Source organism: Pseudomonas sp. ZT5P21 (assembly GCF_054897785.1).
In genome coordinates this window covers 1,607,707-1,632,345 of sequence record NZ_CM142705.1, presented here as the reverse complement: position 1 = coordinate 1,632,345, position 24,639 = coordinate 1,607,707, and the positions used below count along the sequence as shown (strand labels likewise).

26 protein-coding genes and 1 pseudogene are annotated in these 24,639 nt (G+C 59.5%); 10 read left to right on the top strand and 17 right to left on the bottom strand.

Translation table 11 applies throughout. The features are described from left to right. The first annotated feature begins 120 nt into the window (after window positions 1-120). The 4 genes and pseudogenes from ACYZT9_RS07510 to ACYZT9_RS07495 all read left to right on the top strand — a co-directional run. A complete protein-coding gene (locus ACYZT9_RS07510) occupies window positions 121-1,143 on the top strand; it encodes a transporter (protein WP_462009227.1) in 1,023 nt (340 codons plus the stop codon). A 320-nt stretch (window positions 1,144-1,463) separates the two neighbouring features. Further along, on the top strand, window positions 1,464-2,330 hold the full coding sequence (locus ACYZT9_RS07505) for a 2OG-Fe(II) oxygenase family protein (RefSeq protein ID WP_462009226.1): 867 nt from the start codon (window positions 1,464-1,466) through the stop codon (window positions 2,328-2,330). Next, window positions 2,327-3,049 (top strand): TylF/MycF/NovP-related O-methyltransferase, encoded by a 723-nt coding sequence (locus tag ACYZT9_RS07500; protein ID WP_046031989.1) that lies wholly within the window; start codon window positions 2,327-2,329, stop codon window positions 3,047-3,049. The genes ACYZT9_RS07505 and ACYZT9_RS07500 overlap by 4 nt, the downstream gene beginning before the upstream one ends. Before the next feature lies 1 nt (window position 3,050). Then, window positions 3,051-3,167, top strand: a pseudogene (locus tag ACYZT9_RS07495) (metal ABC transporter ATP-binding protein); the annotation flags it as partial. An 8-nt stretch (window positions 3,168-3,175) separates the two neighbouring features. Here the strand turns inward: ACYZT9_RS07495 and ACYZT9_RS07490 are convergent. After that, window positions 3,176-3,616 carry a multidrug/biocide efflux PACE transporter gene (locus tag ACYZT9_RS07490; protein WP_462009225.1) on the bottom strand — a complete coding sequence of 147 codons (441 nt, stop codon included), beginning with the start codon at window positions 3,614-3,616 and terminating at the stop codon, window positions 3,176-3,178. An 89-nt stretch (window positions 3,617-3,705) separates the two neighbouring features. Between ACYZT9_RS07490 and ACYZT9_RS07485 the strand changes: the two genes are divergently transcribed. Beyond that, window positions 3,706-4,560, top strand: a complete 855-nt coding sequence (locus tag ACYZT9_RS07485) for a LysR family transcriptional regulator (protein WP_462009224.1) — start codon at window positions 3,706-3,708, stop codon at window positions 4,558-4,560. A 94-nt stretch (window positions 4,561-4,654) separates the two neighbouring features. On the opposite strand, the gene ACYZT9_RS07480 is transcribed toward ACYZT9_RS07485, so the two are convergent. The 3 genes from ACYZT9_RS07480 to ACYZT9_RS07470 form a co-directional block, all read right to left on the bottom strand. Beyond that, complete coding sequence (locus ACYZT9_RS07480) at window positions 4,655-5,890, bottom strand: RNA polymerase sigma factor (RefSeq protein ID WP_462009223.1); 1,236 nt, start codon at window positions 5,888-5,890, stop codon at window positions 4,655-4,657. A gap of 57 nt (window positions 5,891-5,947) precedes the next feature. After that, window positions 5,948-6,292, bottom strand: coding sequence for a YciI family protein (locus tag ACYZT9_RS07475; protein WP_017340392.1), 345 nt, complete (start codon window positions 6,290-6,292; stop codon window positions 5,948-5,950). A gap of 67 nt (window positions 6,293-6,359) precedes the next feature. Then, the gene (locus tag ACYZT9_RS07470) at window positions 6,360-6,785 is read right to left on the bottom strand and encodes a YybH family protein (protein WP_462009222.1); all 426 of its coding nucleotides are present in this window, start codon (window positions 6,783-6,785) and stop codon (window positions 6,360-6,362) included. Between the two features lie 142 nt (window positions 6,786-6,927). On the opposite strand from ACYZT9_RS07470, the gene ACYZT9_RS07465 reads away from it, so the two are divergent. After that, the gene (locus ACYZT9_RS07465) at window positions 6,928-7,413 is read left to right on the top strand and encodes a GNAT family N-acetyltransferase (RefSeq protein ID WP_462009221.1); all 486 of its coding nucleotides are present in this window, start codon (window positions 6,928-6,930) and stop codon (window positions 7,411-7,413) included. A 105-nt stretch (window positions 7,414-7,518) separates the two neighbouring features. On the opposite strand, the gene ACYZT9_RS07460 is transcribed toward ACYZT9_RS07465, so the two are convergent. The 11 genes from ACYZT9_RS07460 to ACYZT9_RS07410 form a co-directional block, all read right to left on the bottom strand. Further along, window positions 7,519-7,860, bottom strand: coding sequence for a type II toxin-antitoxin system RelE/ParE family toxin (locus tag ACYZT9_RS07460; RefSeq protein WP_462009220.1), 342 nt, complete (start codon window positions 7,858-7,860; stop codon window positions 7,519-7,521). Then, the gene (locus tag ACYZT9_RS07455; protein WP_462009219.1) at window positions 7,853-8,119 is read right to left on the bottom strand and encodes a type II toxin-antitoxin system Phd/YefM family antitoxin; all 267 of its coding nucleotides are present in this window, start codon (window positions 8,117-8,119) and stop codon (window positions 7,853-7,855) included. Before ACYZT9_RS07455 ends, ACYZT9_RS07460 begins: the two co-directional genes overlap by 8 nt. Window positions 8,120-8,217: 98 nt before the next feature. Then, entirely contained in the window at window positions 8,218-8,706 is a 489-nt protein-coding gene (locus ACYZT9_RS07450; RefSeq protein WP_462010171.1) for a GNAT family N-acetyltransferase, read from the bottom strand. Between the two features lie 146 nt (window positions 8,707-8,852). Continuing rightward, window positions 8,853-9,545 (bottom strand): response regulator, encoded by a 693-nt coding sequence (locus ACYZT9_RS07445; RefSeq protein WP_462009218.1) that lies wholly within the window; start codon window positions 9,543-9,545, stop codon window positions 8,853-8,855. After that, window positions 9,542-12,235, bottom strand: a complete 2,694-nt coding sequence (locus ACYZT9_RS07440) for a DUF4118 domain-containing protein (protein WP_462009217.1) — start codon at window positions 12,233-12,235, stop codon at window positions 9,542-9,544. Before ACYZT9_RS07440 ends, ACYZT9_RS07445 begins: the two co-directional genes overlap by 4 nt. A gap of 54 nt (window positions 12,236-12,289) precedes the next feature. Beyond that, window positions 12,290-14,359 carry a potassium-transporting ATPase subunit KdpB gene (gene kdpB / locus ACYZT9_RS07435; RefSeq protein ID WP_462009216.1) on the bottom strand — a complete coding sequence of 690 codons (2,070 nt, stop codon included), beginning with the start codon at window positions 14,357-14,359 and terminating at the stop codon, window positions 12,290-12,292. Beyond that, complete coding sequence (gene kdpC / locus ACYZT9_RS07430) at window positions 14,356-15,051, bottom strand: K(+)-transporting ATPase subunit C (RefSeq protein WP_462009215.1); 696 nt, start codon at window positions 15,049-15,051, stop codon at window positions 14,356-14,358. The genes kdpB and kdpC overlap by 4 nt, the downstream gene beginning before the upstream one ends. Before the next feature lie 10 nt (window positions 15,052-15,061). Then, complete coding sequence (kdpA, locus tag ACYZT9_RS07425) at window positions 15,062-16,768, bottom strand: potassium-transporting ATPase subunit KdpA (protein ID WP_462009214.1); 1,707 nt, start codon at window positions 16,766-16,768, stop codon at window positions 15,062-15,064. 167 nt (window positions 16,769-16,935) lie between these two features. Continuing rightward, entirely contained in the window at window positions 16,936-17,034 is a 99-nt protein-coding gene (gene kdpF, locus ACYZT9_RS07420) for a K(+)-transporting ATPase subunit F (RefSeq protein ID WP_095130908.1), read from the bottom strand. Between the two features lie 263 nt (window positions 17,035-17,297). Beyond that, window positions 17,298-17,783 (bottom strand): GyrI-like domain-containing protein, encoded by a 486-nt coding sequence (locus ACYZT9_RS07415; RefSeq protein ID WP_462009213.1) that lies wholly within the window; start codon window positions 17,781-17,783, stop codon window positions 17,298-17,300. A 68-nt stretch (window positions 17,784-17,851) separates the two neighbouring features. After that, window positions 17,852-18,514 (bottom strand): LysE family translocator, encoded by a 663-nt coding sequence (locus ACYZT9_RS07410; protein WP_462009212.1) that lies wholly within the window; start codon window positions 18,512-18,514, stop codon window positions 17,852-17,854. Between the two features lie 143 nt (window positions 18,515-18,657). Between ACYZT9_RS07410 and alaC the strand changes: the two genes are divergently transcribed. Beyond that, a complete protein-coding gene (alaC, locus tag ACYZT9_RS07405) occupies window positions 18,658-19,875 on the top strand; it encodes an alanine transaminase (protein WP_462009211.1) in 1,218 nt (405 codons plus the stop codon). A gap of 179 nt (window positions 19,876-20,054) precedes the next feature. Here the strand turns inward: alaC and ACYZT9_RS07400 are convergent, their stop codons facing one another. Next, window positions 20,055-21,407 (bottom strand): GntP family permease, encoded by a 1,353-nt coding sequence (locus ACYZT9_RS07400; RefSeq protein WP_462009210.1) that lies wholly within the window; start codon window positions 21,405-21,407, stop codon window positions 20,055-20,057. A gap of 81 nt (window positions 21,408-21,488) precedes the next feature. Then, window positions 21,489-22,022, bottom strand: a complete 534-nt coding sequence (locus ACYZT9_RS07395; protein WP_462009209.1) for a gluconokinase — start codon at window positions 22,020-22,022, stop codon at window positions 21,489-21,491. 215 nt (window positions 22,023-22,237) lie between these two features. Between ACYZT9_RS07395 and gntR the strand changes: the two genes are divergently transcribed. The 3 genes from gntR (at window position 22,238) to ACYZT9_RS07380 (ending at window position 24,527) form a co-directional block, all read left to right on the top strand. Continuing rightward, window positions 22,238-23,269 carry an HTH-type transcriptional regulator GntR gene (gene gntR, locus ACYZT9_RS07390; protein ID WP_462009208.1) on the top strand — a complete coding sequence of 344 codons (1,032 nt, stop codon included), beginning with the start codon at window positions 22,238-22,240 and terminating at the stop codon, window positions 23,267-23,269. A 346-nt stretch (window positions 23,270-23,615) separates the two neighbouring features. Next, the gene (locus ACYZT9_RS07385) at window positions 23,616-24,083 is read left to right on the top strand and encodes a Rieske 2Fe-2S domain-containing protein (protein WP_462009207.1); all 468 of its coding nucleotides are present in this window, start codon (window positions 23,616-23,618) and stop codon (window positions 24,081-24,083) included. A gap of 3 nt (window positions 24,084-24,086) precedes the next feature. Then, complete coding sequence (locus ACYZT9_RS07380) at window positions 24,087-24,527, top strand: hypothetical protein (protein WP_462010170.1); 441 nt, start codon at window positions 24,087-24,089, stop codon at window positions 24,525-24,527. Window positions 24,528-24,639 lie beyond the last annotated feature (112 nt).

The following is a 24,639-nucleotide window of genomic DNA, read 5'->3' as shown; positions in this document are numbered from 1 at the left end:
ATTGGTAGCGCAATCGTGTGCGTTATTTAATCTTCACAAAAATGTCATCACGGCTTGCGATGATGCGGCTCAAGTGAACCTGTGAAACCCGCGACAGGCGCCCCCTCTCAGCGAGACCTAATGAATCACAGCATCGACCAAAGCCATCGCGACCCAGACCTGTTCGGTCTGCTGTACGGTTTCAGTTTTCGCCCCGGCGAACGTGGCCGTGAAATCGATTCGGCCAAGGCGTTGCAGTGCCTGCAACAACCGGGCGACAGCGACGAATTTCTCTGGCTGCACCTGAACCTCGCCCACGCCGCGTGCGAGCGCTGGATGAAAAATCATCTGGAATTGCCCGACGAGTTTTTCGAAGCCTTGCATGAAGGCTCCCGTTCGACACGCATCGAGCATGTCGATTCGGCATTGCTGGCGGTGGTCAACGACGTAGTGTTCAACCTCAGCAGCATGGTCTCGTCGGACGTGTCGACGCTGTGGGTGTGCGCCCGCAGCCGGCTGATCATCAGCGCGCGCCTGCAACCGCTGCATTCGGTGGACAAATTGCGTTCGTCGGTGAAGGCCGGGGAGTGCTTTCGCTCGCCATTGGAATTGCTGGTGCATTTGCTGCGCGACCAGGGTGAAGTGCTGACGCAGATCGTGCGCAAGACCAGCCTCAGCGTCGATCAGATCGAAGATGAATTGCTGTCTTCGCGGCTGTCGACCAACCGCGCGGAACTGGGCGCCAATCGCCGGGTGCTGGTGCGCCTGCAACGACTGTTGGCGCTGGAGCCGGGCTCGTTGCTGCGCCTGCTCAACCGTCCGCCGCAATGGTTGCAAAAGGAGGACGTGAAGGAGCTGCGCAAGTCCACCGAGGAGTTTGCGCTGATCATCAACGACCTCACGGCCTTGGGTGAACGGATCAAGCTGTTGCAGGAAGAGATCGCCGCCAACCTCAACGAACAGAGCAACCGCACGCTGTTTACCCTGACCGTGGTGACGGTGCTGGCGCTGCCGATCAACATCATTGCCGGTTTCTTTGGGATGAACGTGGGCGGTGTTCCGCTTTCGGAGGATCCGCAGGGGTTCTGGATTCTGGTGGCGCTGGTCGCGACATTTACCGTGATTGCGGGGCGTTGGGCGTTTCGTAAGCGCCAGGATCTGTAGGAGCGAGCTTGCTCGCGAAAAACCCAAAGGCCGCGTTGGATATCTGGTTTACGCGTTATCGTTCACGACCATCGCGAGCAAGCTCGCTCCTACAAGGGCTGCGCTGGGTTCCCCCCCCAAAAAACAATTTGCCAACGGCGGCGGCTTGCAGATGAAGACCATCCGCAGCTCCCACAGGGAGATTTTTTTGCCGAGACAATGCTTTTCGTCGCAAATTCAGCAAATTGCGCTTTTATTGATCCACCGCCCTCCGGATTGCACTTCAGTTTGTTACCGTGATGCCGACTCTTAAGAGACTCGACGCATTCAGGAGTGGAATCGTGAATCTGTACATCAATCAGCTTCAACAAAAAGCTGACTTCAAAGAAGCCCTCTACGCCGGCGACATCTTCCTGAACACTCAACTGCGCGCCGCCAAAGAGCTGTGTGCGTTCGCTCAGGAAAGCATCACTGCGGCCTTCGACGGCGAGACCAATCACCAGGCGCTGCACACGCTGATGCCGGTGGAAGAATTCGTGGTACTGGTGACGCGCCTCAAGGGCCAGTTCACCAACAGCCTGCGTGCCAAGGAACTGATCCTGTCGTTCATCGACGAAATTGGCGTCGACCCCCGTGAATACATTTTCGACGTACCGCGCATTCGCGTGGTGCCGAACTATGACTATTTGCACGCGGGTGTCAGCTATGCCTACAAACCGCATCGCGACACCTGGTACGGCAGCGTCGATTGCCAGATCAACACCTGGATGCCGGTGCACACCATTAGCCCCGACCAGACCATGATGATCAACGCCGGCTATTTCGACGTGCCGGTGAAAAACACCTCCAGCGAATGGAGCCTAAACGACTGGATCAACAACCAGCGGCACAAGGCCAAGGACAACCTCAAGGAGGAAGTCCGCGTGCACCCGGTGCCACTGGAGGCGATCAACACCGCGTCTGAAGTGCGCGTCGCAGGGAACACCGGCGAGATGTTGGTTTTCTCCGGTTCGCACCTGCACGGCACGGTCGCCAACCACACCGAACAAACCCGCTTCAGCGTGGACTTCCGCCTGATGCACCTCGACGACCTCAAGCACAAGCGCGGCGCGATCAACGTCGACAGCGCCTGCCCTGACGTCGGCGCTGGCTTCAAAGACTATTTCCACGCCCACGACTTTTCTAATTTCCAAGGAATCGAAGCATGACCAAGCGTCGCATCACGCCCGCCGAGGCCCAGTACAACGAAACCCGTGCCAACGTTCTGAAACGGGTCGATGCCGAGTACGTGGCCGACGCCCCGTTTGTCTTCGCCAACCGCATCGGCGTGACCGCTGCGCTGTCGCGCATGGAGCTGTTCAAGAAAGTCGCTGAAGTACCGGGCGCGATCATTGAGTGCGGCGTGTACAAGGGCAACTCGCTGATGCTGTACATGCACTTGTCGATGATCCTCGAGCCGTACGCGATCAACCGTTCGATCGTCGGCTTCGACACCTTCGAAGGCTTCCAGAGCATCGACAAGAAAGAAGACCCGGCCGACGTCAACGAGACCATGTTCTCCGACACCGACCAGTCGTTGATTCAGGACATGATCGACGCCAACGACCTGCTGCGTCCGGTCAACCGTATCCCGCGTTGCGAGCTGGTCAAAGGCGACATCGTCAAGACCGTACCTGAATGGGTCAAAACCCGTCCGGACCTGGTTGTGGCCATGCTGATCCTCGACACCGACCTGTACGAATCGACCAAGGTCGCGCTGGAAACCTTCCTGCCGTACATGCCGAAAGGCGCGATCGTGGTGCTGGACGAAGTCGCTTACCGCAACTTCCCGGGCGAAACCAAAGCGTTGCGTGAAGTGCTCGACCTGAACAAGATCGAATTGAAGCGCTTGCCGTTCGATTCGTGCGTGGGCTACTTCCACGTTTGACCTGAGGGTTGACACCAAACCTGTGGGAGCGGGCTTGCTCGCGAAAGCGGATTCACATTCAACATTGATGTTGACTGACACACCGTCTTCGCGAGCAAGCCCGCTCCCACAGGTTGCGAGGCGTTTTCAGGTGGGTGTCCGGGCGCGGGTCATCATCATCCGCTCGCGCACCGTGTCATACACCCAGTGATAAACGTAGGTGTACGGCAGGAAGAACAGCAACACGCCGATATCCAGCAAGAAGGCCTGCCACAGGCTGACCTTCAGCCACCAGGCAATCAGCGGCACGCCCACCGCCACGAGTCCGCCTTCAAACAGCAGCGCATGGCCCCCCCTTAGCCAAGCGTTGCGCACCAGGTCGAAGCGCTCGAGCACGCGATCGAAAATCCCGTTGAACACCACGTTCCAGGCCAATGCCAACGCCGCGATCACCACCGTGACAACGCCCATGTCGAGCATCGGTTTGTCCATGATCCACGCCAGCAACGGGGTGCAGATCACGATGGCGAGCAGCTCAAAGCCGATGGCTTGAAAAATACGTTCAGTGATGGATTTCTGGATGTTCATGGGCAGAACTCCTAAGTGACTGTGGTTGCCATGATCCACTCTCGCATCGATACTTCATAACCAATAACCATCGATCAAGGCGATAGTTCATGGCCTCCCAAGAAGTGTTACAGGCGTTTGTGCAAGCGGCGACCCAAGGCTCGTTTTCCGCCGCGGCGCGCAAACTTGGCCGCAGTCAGTCGACCATCAGTGCGGCGGTCGCGAGTCTGGAGATTGATCTTGATTTGATCTTGTTCGATCGCAGCAGCCGCAAACCAACCCTGACCCCGGCCGGGCATGTGATGCTGCAGCGGGCCGAGGAGATTCTGGCGGCGATCAGCCGTCTGGAAATGACCGCCAGCCAGTTGGCTCAAGGGGTAGAACCGAAGCTGACGGTGGCGATTTCCGACACGTATCAATCCGACCGGTTCGAAGCGGCGCTCAGTGCGTTCGAGCAGCGTTATCCGGACCTGGAACTCGAATGCCTGATCGCCGAATGCGATGACCTGGTGGCGCTGGTGCAAGGCGGTCGGGCGCATGTGGCGTTCGCCGAGCAACAAGAAAGTTACCCGCCGGATCTGGTCAGTTCGACGGTACAGGAGCGCACGGAAATCGCTTTGTTCGTGTCCCGGGAGCATCCGATGGCAGCGCTGGCGAGCATCGATCAGGACATCTTGCAACAGCACCGGGAGCTGCGTCTGGCGACGATCGTCAATCCCTATGAAAGCCGCGCAAAGGGGCGCGTCTGGTCGGCACCGAGTTATTTGATGCTGCTGGAAATGGCTCAGGGCGGATTTGGTTGGGCGCCGTTGCCGCGATGGCTGGTGGGTCGGTTTGGCGCCGGAACGTTGCACGAATTGAACGTGCGCGGGTGGCCGAAACCGCTGTTCGTCGATGCACTGTGGTCGCGGCTTCATCCGCCGGGGCCGGCGGGCAGCTGGTTGTTGGCCAAGATGCTGGAATAGCGGTGCAGCCATTCGCGAGCAAGCCCGCTTCCACAGGGATATGCATTGAACCTGTGGGAGCGGGCTTGCTCGCGAAGAGGCCCGCCAGATCACATCACTTTAAAGCCTTGATCCGGGCCTCGATAAACCGCCGCTCTGGCACCTGCTGCGTCAATTCCAGCGCCCGCTCAAACGCCGTCCGCGCTTCGTCCACCCGTCCCAACTGCCGACAAAACTCCGCCCGCGCTGAATGTGCCAGGTGGTAATCCTGCAAATCGCCGCGCGCCAGAATGCCTTCAATCAACGTCAACCCCGCCAACGGTCCATCCCGTTTGGAGATCGCCGCCGCACGGTTCAACTCGATCACCGGCGAAGGTACGGCCGCCAAGAGGACGTCATACAGCCCCACAATCTGTAGCCAGTCGGTTTCCCCCGCCGTCGGCGCTTCGGCATGTACCGCCGCAATCGCCGCTTGCAGGCAGTAAGGTCCGAATCGCCGCGTACTCAGCGCCCGCTCGATCAGTGCGCAACCTTCGCCAATCAACCCGGCATCCCATAGCGAACGGTCCTGCTCATCCAGCAGAATCAGCTCGCCATTCAACGATGTCCGCGCCGGGCGCCGTGACTCATGCAGCAGCATCAGCGCCAGCAGGCCCATCACTTCAGGCTCAGGCAACAATTCCATGACCAATCGACCAAGCCGGATCGCCTCGCGGGTCAAGTCCTCGCGGGTCAGTTCAGCACCGATGGAGGCCGAGTAACCTTCGTTGAACACCAGGTAAATCACCCGTAGCACGCTGTCGAGTCGCTCGGGCAATTCCGCCAGGGTGGGCACTTGATAAGGGATTTTCGCATCGCGGATTTTCGCTTTGGCCCGCACGATGCGCTGGGCAATAGTGGCCGGTGCGCAGAGAAACGCCCGGGCGATTTCTTCGGTGGTCAGGTCGCAGACTTCGCGCAATGTCAGCGGCACTTGAGCATCCGCCGCCAGTGCCGGGTGACAGCAGGTGAAGATCAGACGCAAGCGATCGTCCTCCACGTCTTCGTCACTCCAGTCGGCCTGCTCCAGCATCTCCAGTTGAGCGATCAGCATCGGCCGGGACGCGGCAAACCGCGCACGGCGACGCAACACGTCGATGGCCTTGAAGCGCCCGGTAGATACCAGCCACGCCCTCGGGTTATTCGGCATACCGTCACGCTGCCAGCGCTCGACCGCGATAAAAAAAGCTTCGTGCAGGGCCTCTTCGGCGAGGTCGAAATCGCCGAGCAAACGGATCAGGGTCGCCAGGATTCGCCGCGACTCTTCGCGGTAAACCTGCTCGACCCGAGCCTTGACCGACACCCCGGGCATCAGTCCTGCATGCCTTTGGTCACCCGCGTTACCATGGAATCTCCTTGCTTGTGATAGTCAGGGATTCAACTCGCGAACTGGTCGCACCTCGACACAGCCCACCCGGGCGGCCGGAATGTTCCCGGCAACCTGGAGGGCTTCATTGAGGTCTTTGGCGTCGATCAGGTAGAAGCCGGCCAACTGCTCCTTGGTTTCGGCGAACGGGCCATCGGTGATCGACATTTTGCCGTTGCGCATGCGCACGGTGGTGGCGGTCTGCACCGACTCCAGCGCCTCGGCCGCCAGCATTCGGCCGCTGCCCTGGATCGATTCGGCGTAGGCCATGCACTCGGCGTCCTTGGGGCTTTCGGGCAGTGAGTGCAACTCCTGTTCGTTGCTGTAGACCAGGCATAAATACTTCATGGGGCTCTCCGGATCGAACGGATCAACTATGGCTGCAGTTTGGCGTTTTGGCGCTGCTTCCCGACGATCAGGGCTGCAAGCCGAACAGTGCGGTGCCGCTCGTCATGTCAAACGGGGCCGACCAGTGTTCGTGAACGATGCGCCATTGCCCGGCCTCGCGGCGGTAGCAGGCGGTCACACGCATCCAGCAAGCCTGGGTTTCGCCCTTGTCGTTGGTGCCGCCGCAATGGGCCAGCCAATGGGCAAACGAGATGTGCTCGTCCGCCACGATGTTCATGTGGTCGAAGTCGAACGTGTGCGGGCCCTGGCACATTTCCATGCACTCCAGCCAATGTGCGCGGTAGGCCGCCTTACCGCGAAATTGCAGCGCTTTGACTGCGTCGTAGGAGACGATTTCATCGGCATACAGCGCCATGATTTTTTCGACATCCTTGGCGATGACCGCCTGACGATAGGTGTCGATCAGGGTCTGGATTTCGTGGGTAGCCGTCATGGTGGTTTCTCCGTGGTTTTTGTTGTGAAGACACCCTTAGTCGTCCGGCAAGACGCCAGATCGACAGTCAAATTAAAAATAATCCATGGACGCAAACTCGTTAGAATCCGAAGCTCATTTCTGTTGGAAAAAGGAATCTCCAGTGACAACCCGACTCGTGCCTTACGAAACCCTGAACCCGCGCCAGCGCCAGCAGGTCGAGGCCATCGAAATTCATAAGGAACAAATCAGATTCTCCGGAGACATCCACGGTGCGTTGCACACCTTGCTGTCCAAACCCGGCCCCGGCGTCAAAGGATTTGCCCTGCTGGCCGAAGACATTCCGGTTGCCTTCCTGCTGCTCAAACGCCCGCCGGTACTGCCCGCCTGGGCCGATGAACACAGCGCCACCCTGCATGCGTTGCAAGTCGACCAGCGTCATCAGGGCAAAGGGTATGGCAAGGCCTGCCTGCAAGCCCTGCCCGAAGTCGCGCGTCAGGCCTTCCCCGAAATCAAGGCGCTGGAGTTGTCGGTGGATGCGGATAATGAGGCGGCCATCGCGCTGTATGCCAAATTTGGCTGGGTCGACAGTGGCGAAGCGTACAGGGGCCGGATTGGTTACGAACGGCGCATGGGACTGATTTTCTGAGGGGTGTTGCTTGACCTCGCAACGGGAGGAAACGGTGGTGAAGTTTTCTGACAAAAAAAGGGTTGCCGAGGGGCAACCCTTTTTAAAATCTGATTTGACTGATTGTTACAGGAGAAGGCAGTAGTCGAGCAATTGCTTCTCGATACTTTGTCGCTGGCCGATAACCAAAGCGACGACCACAAGGCTCTCACTCGGCAACACTTCATACAAAACTCGCTGCCCCATGGGCAGGTACTCACGAAAGTGAGTGACCCCAAGCGACGCCGCTTCCTGACAAACACCGTATACAAGGGGCTGATCGCTCAGTGCCGTAACAATCTGCATCACAAGTTGATCAACCATCTCTGCCGCTTTTTTGCGGCCGCATTGCTGCGTCAGATAGTGCTCCAGTGAAATAACCCCATGCTCCGCAGCGGTCGCAAATTCTACCCTGAAGATCTCAGGCATCGTTATCGTCTTGCTGTGATTGGCGCCGTTGCGCCAGTCTGGCCAGCAGGGTGTCGCCTGAAATCAGCTTTCCCTGCTCTTTGTCGCGGGAAGCGAACGAAAGAAGCTTGATCAGCGCAATCGCTTCATCTCGCCGCTTACGCTCCTCGTAGGACTCGATCACGTAGGCCGGGACGCCATTTTGAGTAACGAGCATCGGCTCGGAAAGGTCCAGTGCCGCCGCGTTCTTTTTAACAAAACTGATCGTTTCAACTCGCATTATTCATTCCTCTGCTCGCCACCTGAAGAAGATGGCAACGAAACAAGGTCTGAATTTAGGCCATTAAAAAACTTATCTCAAGCACTCATTTGCCACTGTCACAACGCCAACACCATCTCATGCCAAGACATCCCGCCATGATCCGAAGCGGAAGGCTTGACGTAGGCAAACCCGAACTCGGCATACAGTGGAATATGTCGCTCTTTGCACATCAGGTGGATGCTGCTCTTGCCCAATGCACGCATCCACTCGATGAACTCGCCCATCAGACGTTTCGCCAGGCCCTGGCCCTGATTGTCCGGGTGCACCACCACCGACATGATCACCACGTGCGGGCCGGCCGGGTCGTGGCCGATCAGTTCCTTGAACGCTTCGTCCGACATCTCGACCTGAAACGCCGCACCGGAGTTGATGAAACCGGCTACAACGCCGTCCACTTCGGCGACGATAAAACCTTCAGGCCAGGTGGCGATCCGGGTAGCGATTTTTTCCCGGGTGGCGGCTTCGTCGCCTTCGTAGGCAACGGTTTCGATGACGTAGCAGCGGTCGAGGTCAGCAGGCAGGACGTTTCGGATGACAGGGTTCAACGAGTTCATGGCAGACCAGCAACCTTCGGGCAAGTGAGACGACAGAGTATCGCTCGCTGATTCTAACAATACTCGCGGAACCCGAACGTCCGATACCCGGCACTCCTATGACAGGACCAGGCGCTGCCACCAGCGCCTGCCTTTCTCTACAGCCCCACCAAGCGATAGCCCACCTGTAATTCGGTGATGAAATGCTGCGGCTGGGCGGCATCGGCCTCCAGCTTTTGCCGCAGGTGCGCCATGTGCACCCGTAGGTAGTGAGCACGATCGACGTAATCCAGCCCCCACACTTCCAGCAGTAGCTGGCGATGGGTCATGACCCGGCCTTGTCCACGAATCAGCGCGCATAGCAGGCGATACTCGATGGGCGTCAGATGGACCGATTGGTCCTCGCGCCGGACCTCGTGCGTGGCCAGGTCTACTTCGATCATGCCGAAAGTCACCTTGCTGGTGACGGCGGCGGTCCCATTCTGCACATGTCGACGCAACTGGGCGCGGATTCGCGCCAGCAACTCGGGTACGCCGAAGGGTTTGACCAGGTAATCGTCGGCGCCCGCATCCAGTGCCGCTACTTTTTCCTCTTCACGATCACGGGCCGACAGCACCAGAATCGGCACCGTCATCCAGCCCCGCAGTTCGCTGATCAATTGTTTGCCGTCACCGTCGGGCAAGCCCAGATCGACAATCACCAGGTCCGGTTGACGGCTGGCGGCGTGGATCAGGGCGCGTTTGACGTTGTCGGCTTCGAACACCTGAAAACCTTCATCCTGCAGCGCGATGCCGATGAAACGGCGGATGTTGGCCTCGTCCTCGACAATGAGGATGCGCGCACTGGTCATAGCGATTCCATGGAAGGCGGGTGACCCGCCGGTAGAGTGATGACAAAGCGGATACCCGAGGTGGCCCGGGGTCGGGCCTCGATCGTTGCGCCATGAGCCTGGACAATGCGTTTTGCTAACGCCAGCCCAAGGCCGATGCCGGCCACGGCCGATTCCTGCTGACCCCGCGTGAACGGTTCGAACAAACTCTGAGGTGTGCTGCCTTGAGGACAACCGGGACCGGCGTCGATCACCTCCAGCACAATGCTGTCTTCCTCGTGCCGGGCCGCCACCTGCACCAGCGTTCCGGCCGGGGTGTACTTGGCGGCGTTGTCCAGAAGATTGACCAGCACCCGCTCGATCAACAGCGCATCGACTTCCACCAACGGCAACTGCGGCGACAGTGCGGTGCGCACGACATGCTGCGCCAACGGCTCGCGCAATTGACGTAATGCGCTGCCGACGATTTCCTCCAGCGAGTGCCATTGCCGGTTCAGGCGCACACCGCGTTCCTGCATCCGGGCCATGTCCAGCAGGTTCTCGATCAACCGCTGCATGGAGCTGGCCTGATCGCGGATGCCGCCCAGCAACTGCGTCAGCGCTCCGGGCGGCGCATGGGGTGCCGCCGCCTCTGCGGCGCCGATAATGGTGGTCAGCGGCGTGCGCAGGTCATGAGAGATCGCGGCCAGCAGCGTATTGCGCATGCGCTCGCCCTCCATCTGCACCAGGGTGCTCTGCGCCACTTCGACGAAATGCACCCGCTCCAGCGCGATCGCCAGTTGGCTCATGCACGCTTCAAGCAAACGCTGTTCTTCAGGCTCGTTCAGTCGTTCGGGCTCAGCCAGTTCGAGCACCAACGCGCCGCGTACGCGCATCGGCGCCTTCAACGGCAAATAGCGGCCTTGAGCGGCCGCCAGCGTATCGGTGCCCTGACCCGCGGGTTGGCCGTGGTCGTAAACCCATTGGGCAATGCTTTCATCGATCGGGAATGCACCGGCGCCACTGGAATGGACACTGTCGATAGCGTCCGGAAGTGCCAGCCCGCTCCGCGCATCGAACACGCCACTGAAGGTGCGCAGCGCCACCTCCGTGATCTGTTCCACCGTCAGCGCCGCCGACAGGTCGCGAGCCAGCCTCGCCAATGATGTCGCGCGCCGCTCACGGCCGGCAGCGGTGCGAGCTTCATGACGCAAGCGGGCCGTCAGTTGACCGGTGATCAAGGCAATGCCCAGCATCAGGGCGAAGGTGAAGAAATATTGGGTGTCATTGACCGTGAACGACCAGCGTGGCTGGACGAAGAAGAAATCAAAACACAGCACCGCCAGCATCGCCGCCCAGACACCCGGCCCGCGCCCATACCGCAGGGAGACCAACACCACCGTGAGCAAAAACAGCATGACCACGTTGGCCAGATCAAACACCTGCAACAACAAGGCTGCCACCGCCGTGGCGGCAAAACAGGCCAGGCTGGCCCACAGATACGCCGCAGCCCTGCTCGGCGGCAACGCCGCATCCGTGTTCACCGCCACCGCAGCCACGACAGGCAACGGACCATGAGCGATGACAATCTGATCGATCTCAGGATGACGCCGGCTGATACGATCACTGATTGACTGATGCCAGAACTGCCAGACCTTGCGCGGATAATGCCCGAGCACCAGGCGGTTGGCGTTATGTTCCCGGGCAAACGCCACCAGAGTCCCGGCCACGTCCATGCCCGACAGCGTGGCCGTGTCGGCACCGAACTCAGCGGCCAGCGCCAGGGTTTTCATGGCGGCGGCATAGCGGTTAGCGCCGGCGTCTCGGCGCTGAACCGAAGGCACATGGACGACAATCCAGTCCGCTTCAAGTTTTTGTGCCAGACGCGCCGCTTCACGAACCAGACGTTCATCCGAAGGGTACCCCGCCACGCCCACCAGTAAACGCTCACGTGCGGGCCAAACAGTGTTGATGGACCGCTCGCGGCGATAGTCGCGCATCTGTGCATCGACTCGATCGGCCGTACGCCGCAGCGCCAGCTCGCGCAAGGCCAGCAAGTTGCCTTTGCGAAAGAAATGCCGGGACGCGCGCTCGGCCTGGGGCGGCAGGTAGACCTTGCCTTCCTTGAGACGGCGCAGCAGGTCATCGGGTGGCAGGTCGATCACCACCACTTCATGGGCAGCGTCGAACAGATGATCGGGCACGGTCTCGCGCACCCGGATGCCGATGATCCCGCTGACAATATCGTTGAGACTTTCCAGGTGCTGGACATTGAGGGTGGTCCAGACGTCGATGCCGGCGCGCAGCAGTTCTTCGACATCCTGCCAGCGTTTGGGGTGACGCGAACCGGGAACGTTGCTGTGGGCCAGTTCATCCACCAGCAGCACCGCCGGACGTCGCGCCAGCGCGGCATCCAGATCGAACTCGCTGAGGGCACACTCGCGATGCATCACGCTGTAGCGCGGCAGCAGTTCCAGACCGGTGAGCAGTTCAGCGGTTTCCCGGCGGCCATGGGTTTCGACCACGCCAGCCACCAGGTCCCGGCCCTGGGTCACTTCGCGTTGGGCCGCGGTGAGCATGGCACAGGTTTTCCCCACCCCGGCATTGGAGCCGAAATAGATGCGCAATTTCCCGCGCAGGGCGGCCTGTTCGTCTTGTTGCAGCTTCTCCAGCAGCGCGTCGGGATCAGGGCGGCCGTCACGTGAAGCGGTGAACGTATCAGTTACGAGCATGGCAATCCTTTTGAACTGCACGGCGCCACACAGGGCGCCGCGCAGTCAGTCCTTTCAAACCAGGCCAAGCCCGGCCAACAGCATGTCGATCACCTTGATCCCCGCGAACGGCACCAGCACGCCACCCAGCCCGTAGATCAGCAGGTTGCGATTGAGCAACGCCGCGGCACCGATGGCTCGGTAGGTCACACCCTTGAGCGCCAGCGGTATCAGAAACACGATGATCAGGGCATTGAAGATCACCGCGCTGAGAATCGCCGAATTCGGACTGCTCAGGTGCATCACGTTCAGGGCACCCAGTTGCGGATAGGTCGCGACGAATGCGGCCGGTACGATAGCAAAATACTTGGCCACATCGTTGGCCACGCTGAAGGTGGTTAACGCGCCGCGCGTCATGAGCATCTGCTTGCCGACTTCAACCACCTCGATCAGCTTGGTCGGGTTGCTGTCGAGATCGACCATGTTGCCCGCTTCCTTGGCGGCCTGAGTACCGCTGTTCATGGCCACCGCCACGTCCGCCTGGGCCAGTGCCGGCGCATCGTTGGTGCCATCTCCTGTCATTGCCACCAGCTTGCCCTGCGCCTGGTAGTCGCGGATCAGTTGCAGCTTGTCTTCCGGCCGGGCCTCGGCCAGAAAGTCGTCAACACCGGCTTCCACGGCAATCGCTGCCGCCGTCAGTCGGTTGTCGCCGGTGATCATGACCGTCTTGATCCCCATGCGCCGCAGTTCGGCAAAACGCTCCTTGATGCCGCCCTTGACCACGTCCTTGAGCTCGACCACGCCCAATGCCTTTTCACCATCGCACACGACCAGCGGCGTACTGCCACGGCGCGAGACTTCATCGACCTTGCTCTGCAAGGCCGGCGGGAAGCTGCCGCCCAGCGCCTCGATGTGCTGGCGAATGGCATCTGCCGCGCCCTTGCGGATGCTCCGGCCACCGGCCAGATTGACGCCGCTCATGCGGGTTTGCGCGGTGAAATGCACGAAGCTCGCCCCCAGGGCATTGAGGTCCCGCGCCCGCAGGTCGAACTTCTGCTTGGCGAGCACCACGATACTGCGTCCTTCCGGCGTTTCGTCGGCCAGCGAGGCCAACTGCGCGGCGTCCGCCAGATCCGATTCCTTGACACCGGGCGCTGGCAGAAAACCGCTGGCCTGGCGATTACCCAAGGTAATGGTGCCGGTCTTGTCCAGCAGCAGGACATCAACGTCACCCGCCGCTTCCACGGCTCGCCCGGAGGTGGCAATGACGTTGGCCGACATCATCCGGCTCATGCCCGCCACACCAATCGCCGACAGCAGGCCGCCAATGGTCGTGGGGATCAGGCAGACCAGCAGCGCCACCAGCACCGTTGCGCTGACCACGTCGCCACCGCTCATGATCACCGCCATCATCGAGTACGGGCCCAGCGTCACGATCACCAGCAGAAACAGAAACGTCAGGCCCACCAGCAGAATGGTCAGCGCCACTTCGTTGGGCGTCTTCTGGCGCTTCGCGGATTCGACCATGGAAATCATGCGATCCAGAAACGACTCACCAGGATTGACGCTGATACGCACCACCAGCCAATCCGAAAGCACTTTTGTGCCCCCGGTGACCGAGGAAAAGTCGCCGCCCGCCTCGCGAATCACCGGTGCCGATTCCCCGGTAATCGCGCTTTCATCCACCGACGCCACACCTTCGATCACCACACCATCGAGGAGCACCAGATCGCCGGCCTCGATCAACACCACGGCGTCCTTGAGCAGCTCGCTGGAAGGCACTGGCCGCCAGGCGGAACCGTGCAGGGGTTGCTGCAACAGCTTGGCCAGGGTCTGACGCTTCATCCCGCGCAGGCTGGCCGCCTGGGCCCGACTACGGCCCTCGGCCAGGGCTTCAGCGAAGTTGGCAAACAGCACGGTGAACCACAACCACAACGTGATGCTGAGTATGAAACCACTGGGGGCTTCTCCCTTGCCGACCAGTGATTGCACCCACAACAGCGTGGTGAGAATACTGCCCAGATACACCACGAACATCACCGGGTTCTTCCACTGCGCCTGGGGCAGCAATTTCTTGAAAGCATCCAGGCACGCCGTGAGCAACAACCCACGGTCAAACAAAGGCAAACGAACTTGCTTACTCATGGTTGTTTCTCTTGTTCACTGGCCGCAAGGGATGGCTGTTGCGCAGGCGTCAAAGCATCCAGCGCGAGGTTGAGTTGCAGCACATTGACCCGGGGCTCGCCGAGCAAGCCAAAGGTGCGTTGCTCAGTCTGGGCATTCACCAGTTTCAACAAATCGGCTTCCGGCAGGTGACGCAAGCGTGCGACGCGCGACGCCTGAATCTGTGCGTTGGCCACCGAGATGTGCGGGTCCAGGCCTGACGCCGACGAGGTGACCGCATCCACCGGCACCTGCGCATCGGCTGCCAGGCCGTTCTGCTGGCGGTAGGTTTCGACGCGCAAGGCCACGGCGTCGATCAACTTCTGGCTGGTCGGGCCAAGGTTGCTGGCGCCACTGGAACCTGCGTTGTACGGCTGGGCCACGCTCTTGCTCGGATCCAGCGGGTCAGCGCCGAGGGTCATGCTCGGCCGCCCCTGAAAATACTCAGGGCGAGTGAAATGCTGGCCGATCACCGCCGAACCGATCACCAACCCGTCCCGTTCAACCAGGCTGCCCCGGGCCTGATAGGGGAACAGCACATTAGCCACCAGCGTGGTGAACAACGGATATACCAGCCCGGTCAGCAACATGAAGAACGCCGCCGAAATCAGCACCGGGCGCAACAGGCCGACAAACAGAAATTGCACCTTGGTTTGTGTTTGTACTTGAGTCATCACATCCCCCTCACTTGTAGGTCTGGCCGGACAGCAACTGCAGTTGCTCGACCAGCGGGCCGAGCGCGAGCGCCGGCAGGAAAGTCAGGCCGCCCACCACCAACACCACGAACACCACCAGAAACATGAACAGTGGCGTGGCAGTCGGGATGGTGCCGGCACCGGCCGGGATGTTCTTTTTCATCGCCAGGGAACCAGCGACCGCGAGCATCGGCAGCATCGTGAAGAACCGTCCGAGCAACATGGCAAGACCGATGGTGGTGTTGAAGAACGGCGTATTGGCATTCAACCCGGCGAACGCCGAACCGTTGTTGGCAGTGCCCGAGGTGTAGGCATACAGCACTTCGCTGAAGCCATGAGGCCCCAGGTTGTTGAGGCTATTGAGGGTGTCGGGCCAGAGCGCCGCCAGGGCGGTGAAGCCGAGAATGCAGATGGGGTGCGCCAGCACCGAGAGCATCACCAGCTTGATCTCCCGTGCCTCGATCTTCTTGCCGAGGAATTCGGGGCTGCGACCGATCATCATGCCCACCAGAAACACCGTCAGCAGCGCGTACTGGATCAGGTTGATAAAGCCCACGCCGTCACCACCGAACACGCAATTGAGCATCATCTGCGCCAGCGGTACGAAGCCGCCCATGGGCGTCAGCGAATCATGCATGGCGTTCACCGAGCCGGTGGTTGCGCCGGTGGTGGTGGTCACGAACAGGCTGGTGTCGGCGATCCCGAAGCGCAGCTCCTTGCCTTCCATGTTGCCGCCACTCTGGGTGGCCGACAGCACCTGATCCGCGCCCACTCGGGTCAGCAGCGGGTTGCCACTTTGTTCGGCGGTGTAAACGATGCTCAGAAAGCCGACGAACATCACCAGGAAAGTGCCAAAGAACACCCAGCCCTGACGCCGACGCATCAGCATGCTGCCGAAGGTGTACGTCAGCGCTGACGGGATCAGCAGCATGCTGAGGATATGCAGCATGTTCGTCAGCGGGGTCGGGTTCTCGAACGGGTGCGCGGCGTTCATGCTGAAAAAACCGCCACCGTTGGTGCCGATGTGCTTGATTGACTCGAAACTCGCCACCGCGCCGACGATCAATTGCTGCTGCGCGCCTTCCAGCGTGGTGGCAATGGCTTGGGAGCTCAGGGTTTGTGGCATGCCTTGCCAGACATAAACCAGCGCCATGCCAAAACACAGTGGCAGCATCACCCGGTACAGCGTGCGAGTGAAGTCCACCCAATAGTTTCCGATGTCAGCGGAATTCGACCGACTGAGGCCGCGAATGAATCCCGCAGCGGCCACAACGCCCGCTGTTGCGCCGACGAACATCAGAAAGGTGATGACCGCCATCTGGCTGAAATTGGACAGGCTGGTTTCACCTGAATAAGCCTGCCAGTTGGTGTTGGTGATGAAAGACGCAGCGGTATTGAACGCCAGATCCGGTGTTTGCGCGCTCAGCCCCAAGGGGTTGAGCGGCATGAAACCTTGCAAGCGCAACACGATGTAACCGAGCAACATCATTGCCGCGTTCGACAGCAACAGGGCCGAGCCGTAACGTGCCCAGCCCATGGTTTCGGTCGAATCGATCCCCAGCAAACGATAAGTGGCGCGCTCCGCCAGGGCATGGTTTCGCCCGGTGAAGACCAGCGTCAGCCACTTCCCCATCAAGACGGCGAGTCCGGTCATCAACCCGAGAATCACCGCGAATTCCAGCATAGTGCTCAACATGTCGATGCTCCGTTCAAATCTTGCCCATGGCGACGATGACCATGGCTGTCGCAGCAAAAAACACCACGCTAACCCCCATGAAAATCAGGTCGTACATTGCCGGTTTCCTTTCTCAAGACCGCCCTGGCGGGCGAATAAAAACGCCTGTGACGCAATGACTGCGGCCATCAGAACTTCTCTGCACGGATAAGGGCGTAACCCAGGTAGGCAAACAACAGAGCGGCGCACAGGCCGCTGGCGATGTAAATGAACTCGAGTGTTAACAAGACAGCTCCCCCTGACAAAACGAAAGGACACCCGCAATCGGGTCCCGGCAAAGCGCGTCAGAGCAAAAAAACGCACTGAATACGCGCTCTAATCTGCGCTGTGCAGGTTATGTGAGGGGGTATCAAGGACGGACACTGATTGGGGGTCGCGGTATTAAGACGGCGTATAAATCGAGCGAAACGGGCGGGAGGCGGGAGGTGATGCGGGGGTCAACGACCGTCTCGAACGGGCACTGTGAAGTGCCCGTTCCAGGCGCGCTTCATTACGATTTGAGGGGAAGCCAGATTTCCAGCACGCCGGTGTTGAGCTTCGGGTTGAAGTCTTCGCTGTAGCGTTCGAATTCCGGGGCGTCCGCCGCCTCTTTACCGGACTGCGGCAACCAGGTTTTCCAGATGTACTGAAACGTCGCGGGCAACTGGTCCAGCGAACCTTTGTGCTCGAACACCGCATATTGCTGCGGCAGAACCTCGACCCAGCGGTACTTTTCAGGCAGGTCGTCGAGTTTGTCGATCTCGACGCCGGCGATGTATTCGAAGCCGCCCTTGCCATCGGGATTGCAGCAGATGCCGTAGGTCACTTCGCCTTTTTGACCGGGAATTTTACCGATTTCGGGGATAAATTTATCCCAAAGGTCCGGAATCCCCTGGGTGGTGTCTGCGGTAAATCGTCCACCAAGCCCTGCAATGAGCAGAAAGTGCCCGTGTTCAAAGCGTGGCTCGGCTGGTGTGGCGCCTGATTGCTCATCCATGACTCAACTCCTGAGACGAAAAAAGTGGGTTCGGCTGGGAGTATAGAAGCCAAACCCGATTAGCCCAATCAGAGGCTATGCAACTGATCGGCAGCGCCAGACCCAACGAACTCGTTATACCCCGATAGAATCACGTACACCGCGAAATAACAGAAGATCGCCGCCGATGCCATGTAGGAGTAACGCAGCAATTTGTCGCCCAGCAACTTGCCGCCGTGGCTCGCTGCGAAGCAAAGACCTACGCACCAGAGCACACCGGCGCAAAGAAAACCGCCGAGAAACAGCGCAGAACTGAGGGCACCTCCGCCACCGGAACGCGCGATCAATGTGCCGCCCACCGCAGCAAACCAGAGAATGGCGCTGGGTGACGACATGGCGAGGAAAATGCCTCGAAAGAATTCTTTGCGGTGAGAGTTTTGACCGACTTCAGCGGTCTGGGCCAAGACCGCTTCGTGGTGAATCGCCGAATAGATCATCTTCGCCGCGAAGTACACCAGCAACGCCGAACCGCCGATCCACAGCACCCAACGCACGGTTTCGTATTGCAGTAAAACGGTCATGCCAGCCAATGCCAGCACCGCGTAAATCAGGTCGCCAACGCAGGTGCCCAACCCCAGCGCAAAACCTTGAAAATAGCCGCGCTGCATGGCCAGCGTGATCATCGCGATATTGGCCACGCCGATGTCCAGGCACAGAGAAAGGCTCAGCAAGAAGCCACTGCTAAATTCCATCGACCGAATTCCCTCGGAAAAATTTGTTTACGTAGACGCTGGACAGTCTGCCACAGCTGCCCTTACATTCCGCCACAGGTCACCGCAGTGACCAGCGTCGCTCGGACGGTTCCGGGCGCTTACGTTATCCGAGGCACCCTTCAATGGCCGAACAAGGTTCGCCGCGCCGCTTTGCGCGCATAGATCGACTCCCCCCTTACGTATTCAACATCACTGCCGAGCTGAAGATGGCCGCCCGTCGTCGTGGCGAAGACATCATCGACTTGAGCATGGGCAACCCCGACGGGCCGACGCCGCCGCACATTGTCGAAAAACTGGTCACCGTCGCCCAGCGCGAAGACACCCACGGCTACTCCACGTCCAAGGGCATTCCGCGTCTGCGCCGGGCTATTTCCAACTGGTACAAGGATCGCTACGAGGTCGACATCGACCCGGAAACCGAAGCCATTGTCACCATCGGCTCCAAGGAAGGCCTGGCGCATTTGATGCTCGCCACGCTGGACCAGGGTGACACGGTCCTGGTGCCGAACCCCAGCTACCCGATTCACATTTACGGTGCCGTGATTGCCGGCGCCCAAGTGCGATCGGTGCCGCTGATTCCGGGCGTGGATTTCTTCGCCGAACTGGAACGGGCGATTCGCGGCTCGATCCCGAAACCGAAAATGATGATCCTCGGTTTCCCGTCCAACCCGACCGCGCAGTGTGTGGAGCTGGATTTCTTCGAGCGGGTTATCGCTCTCGCCAAACAGTACGACGTACTGGTGGTGCACGATCTGGCCTACGCCGACATCGTCTACGACGGCTGGAAAGCCCCGTCGATCATGCAAGTGCCGGGCGCCAAGGACATCGCGGTGGAGTTTTTCACCCTGTCCAAAAGTTACAACATGGCGGGCTGGCGGATCGGCTTCATGGTCGGCAATCCGGAACTGGTCAACGCCCTGGCGCGGATCAAGAGCTACCACGATTACGGCACCTTCACCCCGCTGCAAGTGGCGGCGATTGCAGCGCTGGAAGGCGATCAGCAGTGCGTGAAAGACATCGCCGAGCAGTATCGTCAGCGGCGCAACGTGCTGGTCAAAGGCCTGCACGAATTGGGCTGGATGGTCGAGAATCCGAAAGCGTCGATGTACGTCTGGGCGAAGATTCCCGACGCTTACGCGCACCTGGGTTCGCTGGAATTCGCCAAGAAACTGCTGGCCGAAGCCAAAGTGTGTGTTTCGCCAGGCGTCGGGTTTGGTGAGTACGGGGATGATCATGTGCGCTTCGCGCTGATCGAGAATCAGGACCGGATTCGTCAGGCCGTGCGCGGGATTCGCGGGATGTTTCGGGCGGATGGGTTAGCACCGAAAAGTAGCGCTTGACCCAGAAACTGTGGGAGCGAGCTTGCTCGCGATAGCGGTATTGCAGTCAACATCATCGTTGAATGTGCAGCCGTCATCGCGAGCAAGCTCGCTCCCACATTGTTTGTTGTTGACCTTTGAAATCGACCACCCACAAAAAAACCGCATCGCTGCGGTTTTTTTGTGTCTGCCGAATGTGCTTAAACGAACAACGACAGCAGCAGGATAAAGCCCAACCCCACCACCGACAGGATGGTTTCCATCGCCGTCCAGGTTTTGAAGGTTTCTGCCACGGTCATGTTGAAATACTGCTTCACCAGCCAGAAACCCGCGTCGTTGACGTGAGACAGGATCAACGAACCGGCACCGGTGGCCAGCACCAGCAACTCACGGTTCACACCCGGAATCATCCCCACCACCGGCACCACAATGCCTGCGCCGGTAATGGTCGCCACGGTCGCCGAACCGGTCGCGATACGGATCACCGCCGCCACCAGCCACGCCAGAAGGATGGGTGAGATCTGCGCAGCCACCGCCATGTTGCCGATGACATTACCAACGCCGCTGGTCACGAGCATTTGCTTGAAGCCACCGCCGGCGCCAATGATCAGGATGATCGCGGCGGTCGGCGCGAGGCTCGCGTCCAGCCATTTGAGAATCTGGTTGGAACCGACGCCCTGCTTGTAGCCGAAGGTGTACAGCGACAACAGCAACGCCAGCAGGAGTGCCGAAATCGGGTGACCGATCAGGTCCATGAAGGTGCGGAAAAAGTTGCCGTCCGGCAGCACCACATCGGCAAAGGTCTTGAGCAACATCAGGAAAACCGGCGACAGCACGGTGATCAGGGTGATGGCGAAGCTCGGGAGATCGGCAGAATCGTTCTCACGCGCCAGTTGATCCACCAGTTCCTGGTTCGGATGGCCGGGAATGTATTTGGCAATGAACGTGCCGTAGATCGGGCCGGCGATGATGGCCGTCGGCAGCGCAACGATCAGGCCGTAGAGAATGGTTTTGCCGATGTCAGCACCGAACACACCGATGGCCAGCAACGGGCCCGGGTGCGGTGGCACCAGGCCGTGCACGGCGGACAGGCCGGCCAGCAGCGGGATACCGATCTTGATGATCGACACGCCGGTACGCCGGGCGACGATGAACACCAGCGGGATCAGGAGCACGAAACCGATTTCGAAGAACAGCGGAATGCCGACCAGAAACGCGGCGAACATCATCGCCCACTGCACCTTGTCCTTGCCGAACGCGCGAATCAGCGTCTGGGCAATCTGATCCGCCCCGCCCGATTCGGCCATCATTTTGCCGAGCATGGTGCCCAGCGCGAGGATGATCCCGACGAAACCAAGCACCCCACCGAAGCCGTCCTGGAACGCTTTGATGATGGTGCCGATCGGCATACCGGAGGTCAGCCCGAGAAAGGCTGCGGCGATAATCAGGGCAATGAACGGGTGGAACTTGAACTTGGTGATCAGGACGATTAGCCCGATCACCGTGACCACTGCATCAAGCAGCAGGAACGTTTCGTGGGACATGCCAAACATTAGGGGTGTCTCCTGGTTGTTGTTGTTATTGAAGCGGGTAATTCGAAAGCCATAAGGACAGCGCTATCTCATCGAGCAAAATTAACCGGCGCGTTTCAAGCCGTGCTCCAGCCACCAGGCATGCGCCTGTTTCGCCAACTGATCGACGCTATGGTTCGACGCGTCGAGGGCCAGGGTCAGTGGTTCGCCAACGGGAGATTCAAGGGTGGCGAACTGGCTGTCGATCAGGGTCGACGGCATGAAATGGCCCGGCCGATGGGAGACACGATCGGCCGCCACTTCAGGCGTGAGTTGAAGGAACACGAAGCCCAGGCCCGGCAAGGCGCTGCGCAGACGTTCGCGATAAATGTGTTTTAGGGCCGAGCAGGTCAGCACCGGGCGTTCGCCCTTGGCGTCAACGCGGCGCAGTTCATCGCACAGGCTGTCGAGCCAGCCGGCGCGGTCGTCGTCGTTCAAGGGAATGCCTGCGCTCATCTTTTCGATATTGGCGGCAGGGTGAAAAGTGTCGCCTTCAATGGCAGTCGCGCCGCTGAGCTCGCACAAGGCTTCGCTGACGCACGTCTTGCCGCAACCGGCAACGCCCATGATGACCAGGGCGGTGATGGGATGATTCATGTAACACCTCAGCGCGCAGACAGCGCTACCTTTGTCGGTTATGACACCTGTGCAAAAGTAGGAGTTGCCGACGCCTTCTTGTCATTTTTGTGGGTTGCAGCATGTTCGTTCCCAAGGCTGAAAAGCGAGGTTCAGGCAATACTCGCTTACGCATTTGCAGCGGCTTCGGGACAGCGCTACCTTAGTGCCTTGAATTTTGTTTGGCAAGCCGCCCGATGACCTCCCCTAAAAACGATAAAAATACGCGAACCACTGGCCGTCCCACTCTGAATGAAGTCGCCCGACTGGCCGGCGTCAGCCCGATTACCGCCTCCCGCGCCTTGCGGGGCGTCAGCACGGTGGCCACCGAACTGGTGGAAAAAGTCCAGAAAGCGGCGCTTGAACTCAGCTACGTGGTCAACCCCGCCGCCCGCGCTTTAGCCTCGGCCCAGAGCCATTCCGTCGTGGTTTTGGTGCCATCGCTGTCCAACTTGCTGTTCATCGAAACGCTGGAAGCCATTCATCAGGTTTTGCGGCCCAGGGGCTTCGAGGTGCTGATCGGCAACTTCCATTACTCGCGCGATGAAGAAGAAAACCTGCTGCGCAACTACATGGCCTACCAGCCGCGTGGGTTGCTGTTGACCGGGTTTGATCGCACCGAAAGTTCGCGGCGGATGATCGAGGCGAGCAACATTCCCTGCGTGTACATGATGGAACTGGACAGTGCCGCCGGGCTCAATTGTGTCGGTTTCTCACAACTCGCTGCCGGCGAAACGGCGGCGGAGCATTTGCTGTCACGCGGTCGCAAGCGCCTGGCCTACATCGGCGCGCAACTGGATCAGCGCACCTTGCTGCGCGGCGAAGGGTTTCGCAAAGCTCTGCAAAAGGCCGGGCGGTATGATCCGGACCTGGAAGTGCTGACCCCGCGCGCCTCCTCCGTCGGTCTGGGTGGCGAGCTGTTCCTGCAATTGATCGCCAGTCACCCCGATGTCGATGCGATCTTCTTCGGCAACGACGACCTGGCGCAGGGCGCCTTGCTTGAAGCGATGCGCTGCGGGATAAAAATCCCCGAACAAGTGGCGATCCTCGGTTTCAACGACCTGCCCGCCTCGGCCCACATGGTCCCGCGCCTGAGCAGCATCAGCACACCGCGCGAGGCCATCGGCCGTCGTGCGGCGGAGCAGATGCTGACCTTGATGGCGGGCAATACGGTGGCGAAACCGGTGCAGGACATGGGGTTTGAGTTGAAGGTGCGGGAAAGTACTTAAGAGCAACGTTCGGCAGCACGGTTCATCGAGCTGCCGTGTCTGCCAGTTCAGGTTCAGTTCTCAAGAAAAAGGGGCACAGTTTTGGCAGGTGTAAGGACGCCACCTATTTACAGAGGCCCTGGTCCTTACTGCGTGGGTGAATCTGAACCACAAAGCCGCGTCTGCGAGGCTAGCATTCGATCTTGGCGTTTAAAAAACTAACTATTACCTCCTGCTTCCTACAGACACTTCCTTTTTTCTGTTTGCATCTGGTAATGCAGTCAAATGCTATCTAGCTTGTTTAGCCAGTGGCCGGAAAAACATAATCAGCTCCGATAGTCATTGCTGTTTTGAACTGGGTGAAGACTTGGTGCTGTGGCGCGACGGGTCGGGAGGCGTGCACGCCTGGAAGGATTACTGCGGCCACCGCGGGGCAAGATTATCTCTGGGCTGCGTCAAGCAAGGGCAGATCGAATGTCCATACCACGGCTGGCGCTATGACCGTCATGGCGACTGCAAACTAGTGCCGGCGCACCCTGACCGGGCCGGACCTTCATCCGAGCGGTTAATTTTTCGTCACTTCGCGCAAGAACGATTTGGTTTTATCTGGGCGAGCCTCGAGCAGCCTGATCGACCCCTGCCCGATTTTACTCAGTGGGAAGACAGCAGCTACCGAAAATTTTTTGCTGGCCCTTTCCACTACAAAGCAAATGCCTTGCGAGCGCTAGAAAACTTTATCGATGCGTCACACTTCCCATTTGTCCACGCCAACCTCAATGGGTTGCCCGACGCCCCGGAGCCGCTAAAAAAATACACGGTCACTCTGGATGACTGAGGCCTGCACTCCAGTGAAATCAGTGTTTTTCAGCCCTATGGCGACCATCGCGCAATCCCCGTGACCGCGCGTTATAAGTATTCGGTCTTCAACCCGACGACAGCCTACTTCAAGAAGAAGACTGGTGAAACCGAGCGGTTCTGCACCTTCTTCAATGCCACCCCCGTCGATGAAGCCGAATGCATTATCTGGCTGATCGTGGCCATCAATTTCGGCCCTGATCTGACCCCGGAACAGATCCTCTCGCGCCAAAACATTGTGTTTGAACAAGACCGGCACATTGTCGAAGCACAGCGCCCTGCCCGTTTGCCTCTGGACCCCAAAGCCGAGATGCACGTGAACAGCGACCGCATGGGGCTCGAATACCGGCGCTGGCTGAAAAACCTGGGGGAGGCTTCCAGAAATCGCAGTTTCACGCAACCGATCCGTACAGTCTCGCTGTGACAAGGAAGCCAGAACATGAGCATTGACACTATCAAGTACTTCAGCAGCCGTGAGTCGAACGCCCGTACTTATGCGCGGAATATTCAACGGATTTTCACCCAGGGGGCGCTGG

Bases quoted from the DNA above. Each gene is read 5' to 3' on its own strand.
- gntR (WP_462009208.1), top strand. From the start codon at position 22,238: ATGACCTCCCCTAAAAACGATAAAAATACGCGAACCACTGGCCGTCCC.
- ACYZT9_RS07480 (WP_462009223.1), bottom strand. From the start codon at position 5,890: ATGCCCGGGGTGTCGGTCAAGGCTCGGGTCGAGCAGGTTTACCGCGAA.
- ACYZT9_RS07490 (WP_462009225.1), bottom strand. From the start codon at position 3,616: ATGAACATCCAGAAATCCATCACTGAACGTATTTTTCAAGCCATCGGC.
- alaC (WP_462009211.1), top strand. From the start codon at position 18,658: ATGGCCGAACAAGGTTCGCCGCGCCGCTTTGCGCGCATAGATCGACTC.
- kdpB (WP_462009216.1), bottom strand. From the start codon at position 14,359: ATGAGTAAGCAAGTTCGTTTGCCTTTGTTTGACCGTGGGTTGTTGCTC.
- ACYZT9_RS07445 (WP_462009218.1), bottom strand. From the start codon at position 9,545: ATGACCAGTGCGCGCATCCTCATTGTCGAGGACGAGGCCAACATCCGC.
- ACYZT9_RS07415 (WP_462009213.1), bottom strand. From the start codon at position 17,783: ATGGATGAGCAATCAGGCGCCACACCAGCCGAGCCACGCTTTGAACAC.
- ACYZT9_RS07470 (WP_462009222.1), bottom strand. From the start codon at position 6,785: ATGACGGCTACCCACGAAATCCAGACCCTGATCGACACCTATCGTCAG.
- kdpA (WP_462009214.1), bottom strand. From the start codon at position 16,768: ATGTTGAGCACTATGCTGGAATTCGCGGTGATTCTCGGGTTGATGACC.
- ACYZT9_RS07440 (WP_462009217.1), bottom strand. From the start codon at position 12,235: ATGCTCGTAACTGATACGTTCACCGCTTCACGTGACGGCCGCCCTGAT.
- ACYZT9_RS07395 (WP_462009209.1), bottom strand. From the start codon at position 22,022: ATGAATCATCCCATCACCGCCCTGGTCATCATGGGCGTTGCCGGTTGC.
- ACYZT9_RS07485 (WP_462009224.1), top strand. From the start codon at position 3,706: ATGGCCTCCCAAGAAGTGTTACAGGCGTTTGTGCAAGCGGCGACCCAA.
- ACYZT9_RS07500 (WP_046031989.1), top strand. From the start codon at position 2,327: ATGACCAAGCGTCGCATCACGCCCGCCGAGGCCCAGTACAACGAAACC.
- kdpC (WP_462009215.1), bottom strand. From the start codon at position 15,051: ATGACTCAAGTACAAACACAAACCAAGGTGCAATTTCTGTTTGTCGGC.
- ACYZT9_RS07510 (WP_462009227.1), top strand. From the start codon at position 121: ATGAATCACAGCATCGACCAAAGCCATCGCGACCCAGACCTGTTCGGT.
- ACYZT9_RS07410 (WP_462009212.1), bottom strand. From the start codon at position 18,514: ATGGAATTTAGCAGTGGCTTCTTGCTGAGCCTTTCTCTGTGCCTGGAC.
- ACYZT9_RS07400 (WP_462009210.1), bottom strand. From the start codon at position 21,407: ATGTTTGGCATGTCCCACGAAACGTTCCTGCTGCTTGATGCAGTGGTC.
- ACYZT9_RS07455 (WP_462009219.1), bottom strand. From the start codon at position 8,119: ATGCGAGTTGAAACGATCAGTTTTGTTAAAAAGAACGCGGCGGCACTG.
- ACYZT9_RS07460 (WP_462009220.1), bottom strand. From the start codon at position 7,860: ATGCCTGAGATCTTCAGGGTAGAATTTGCGACCGCTGCGGAGCATGGG.
- ACYZT9_RS07475 (WP_017340392.1), bottom strand. From the start codon at position 6,292: ATGAAGTATTTATGCCTGGTCTACAGCAACGAACAGGAGTTGCACTCA.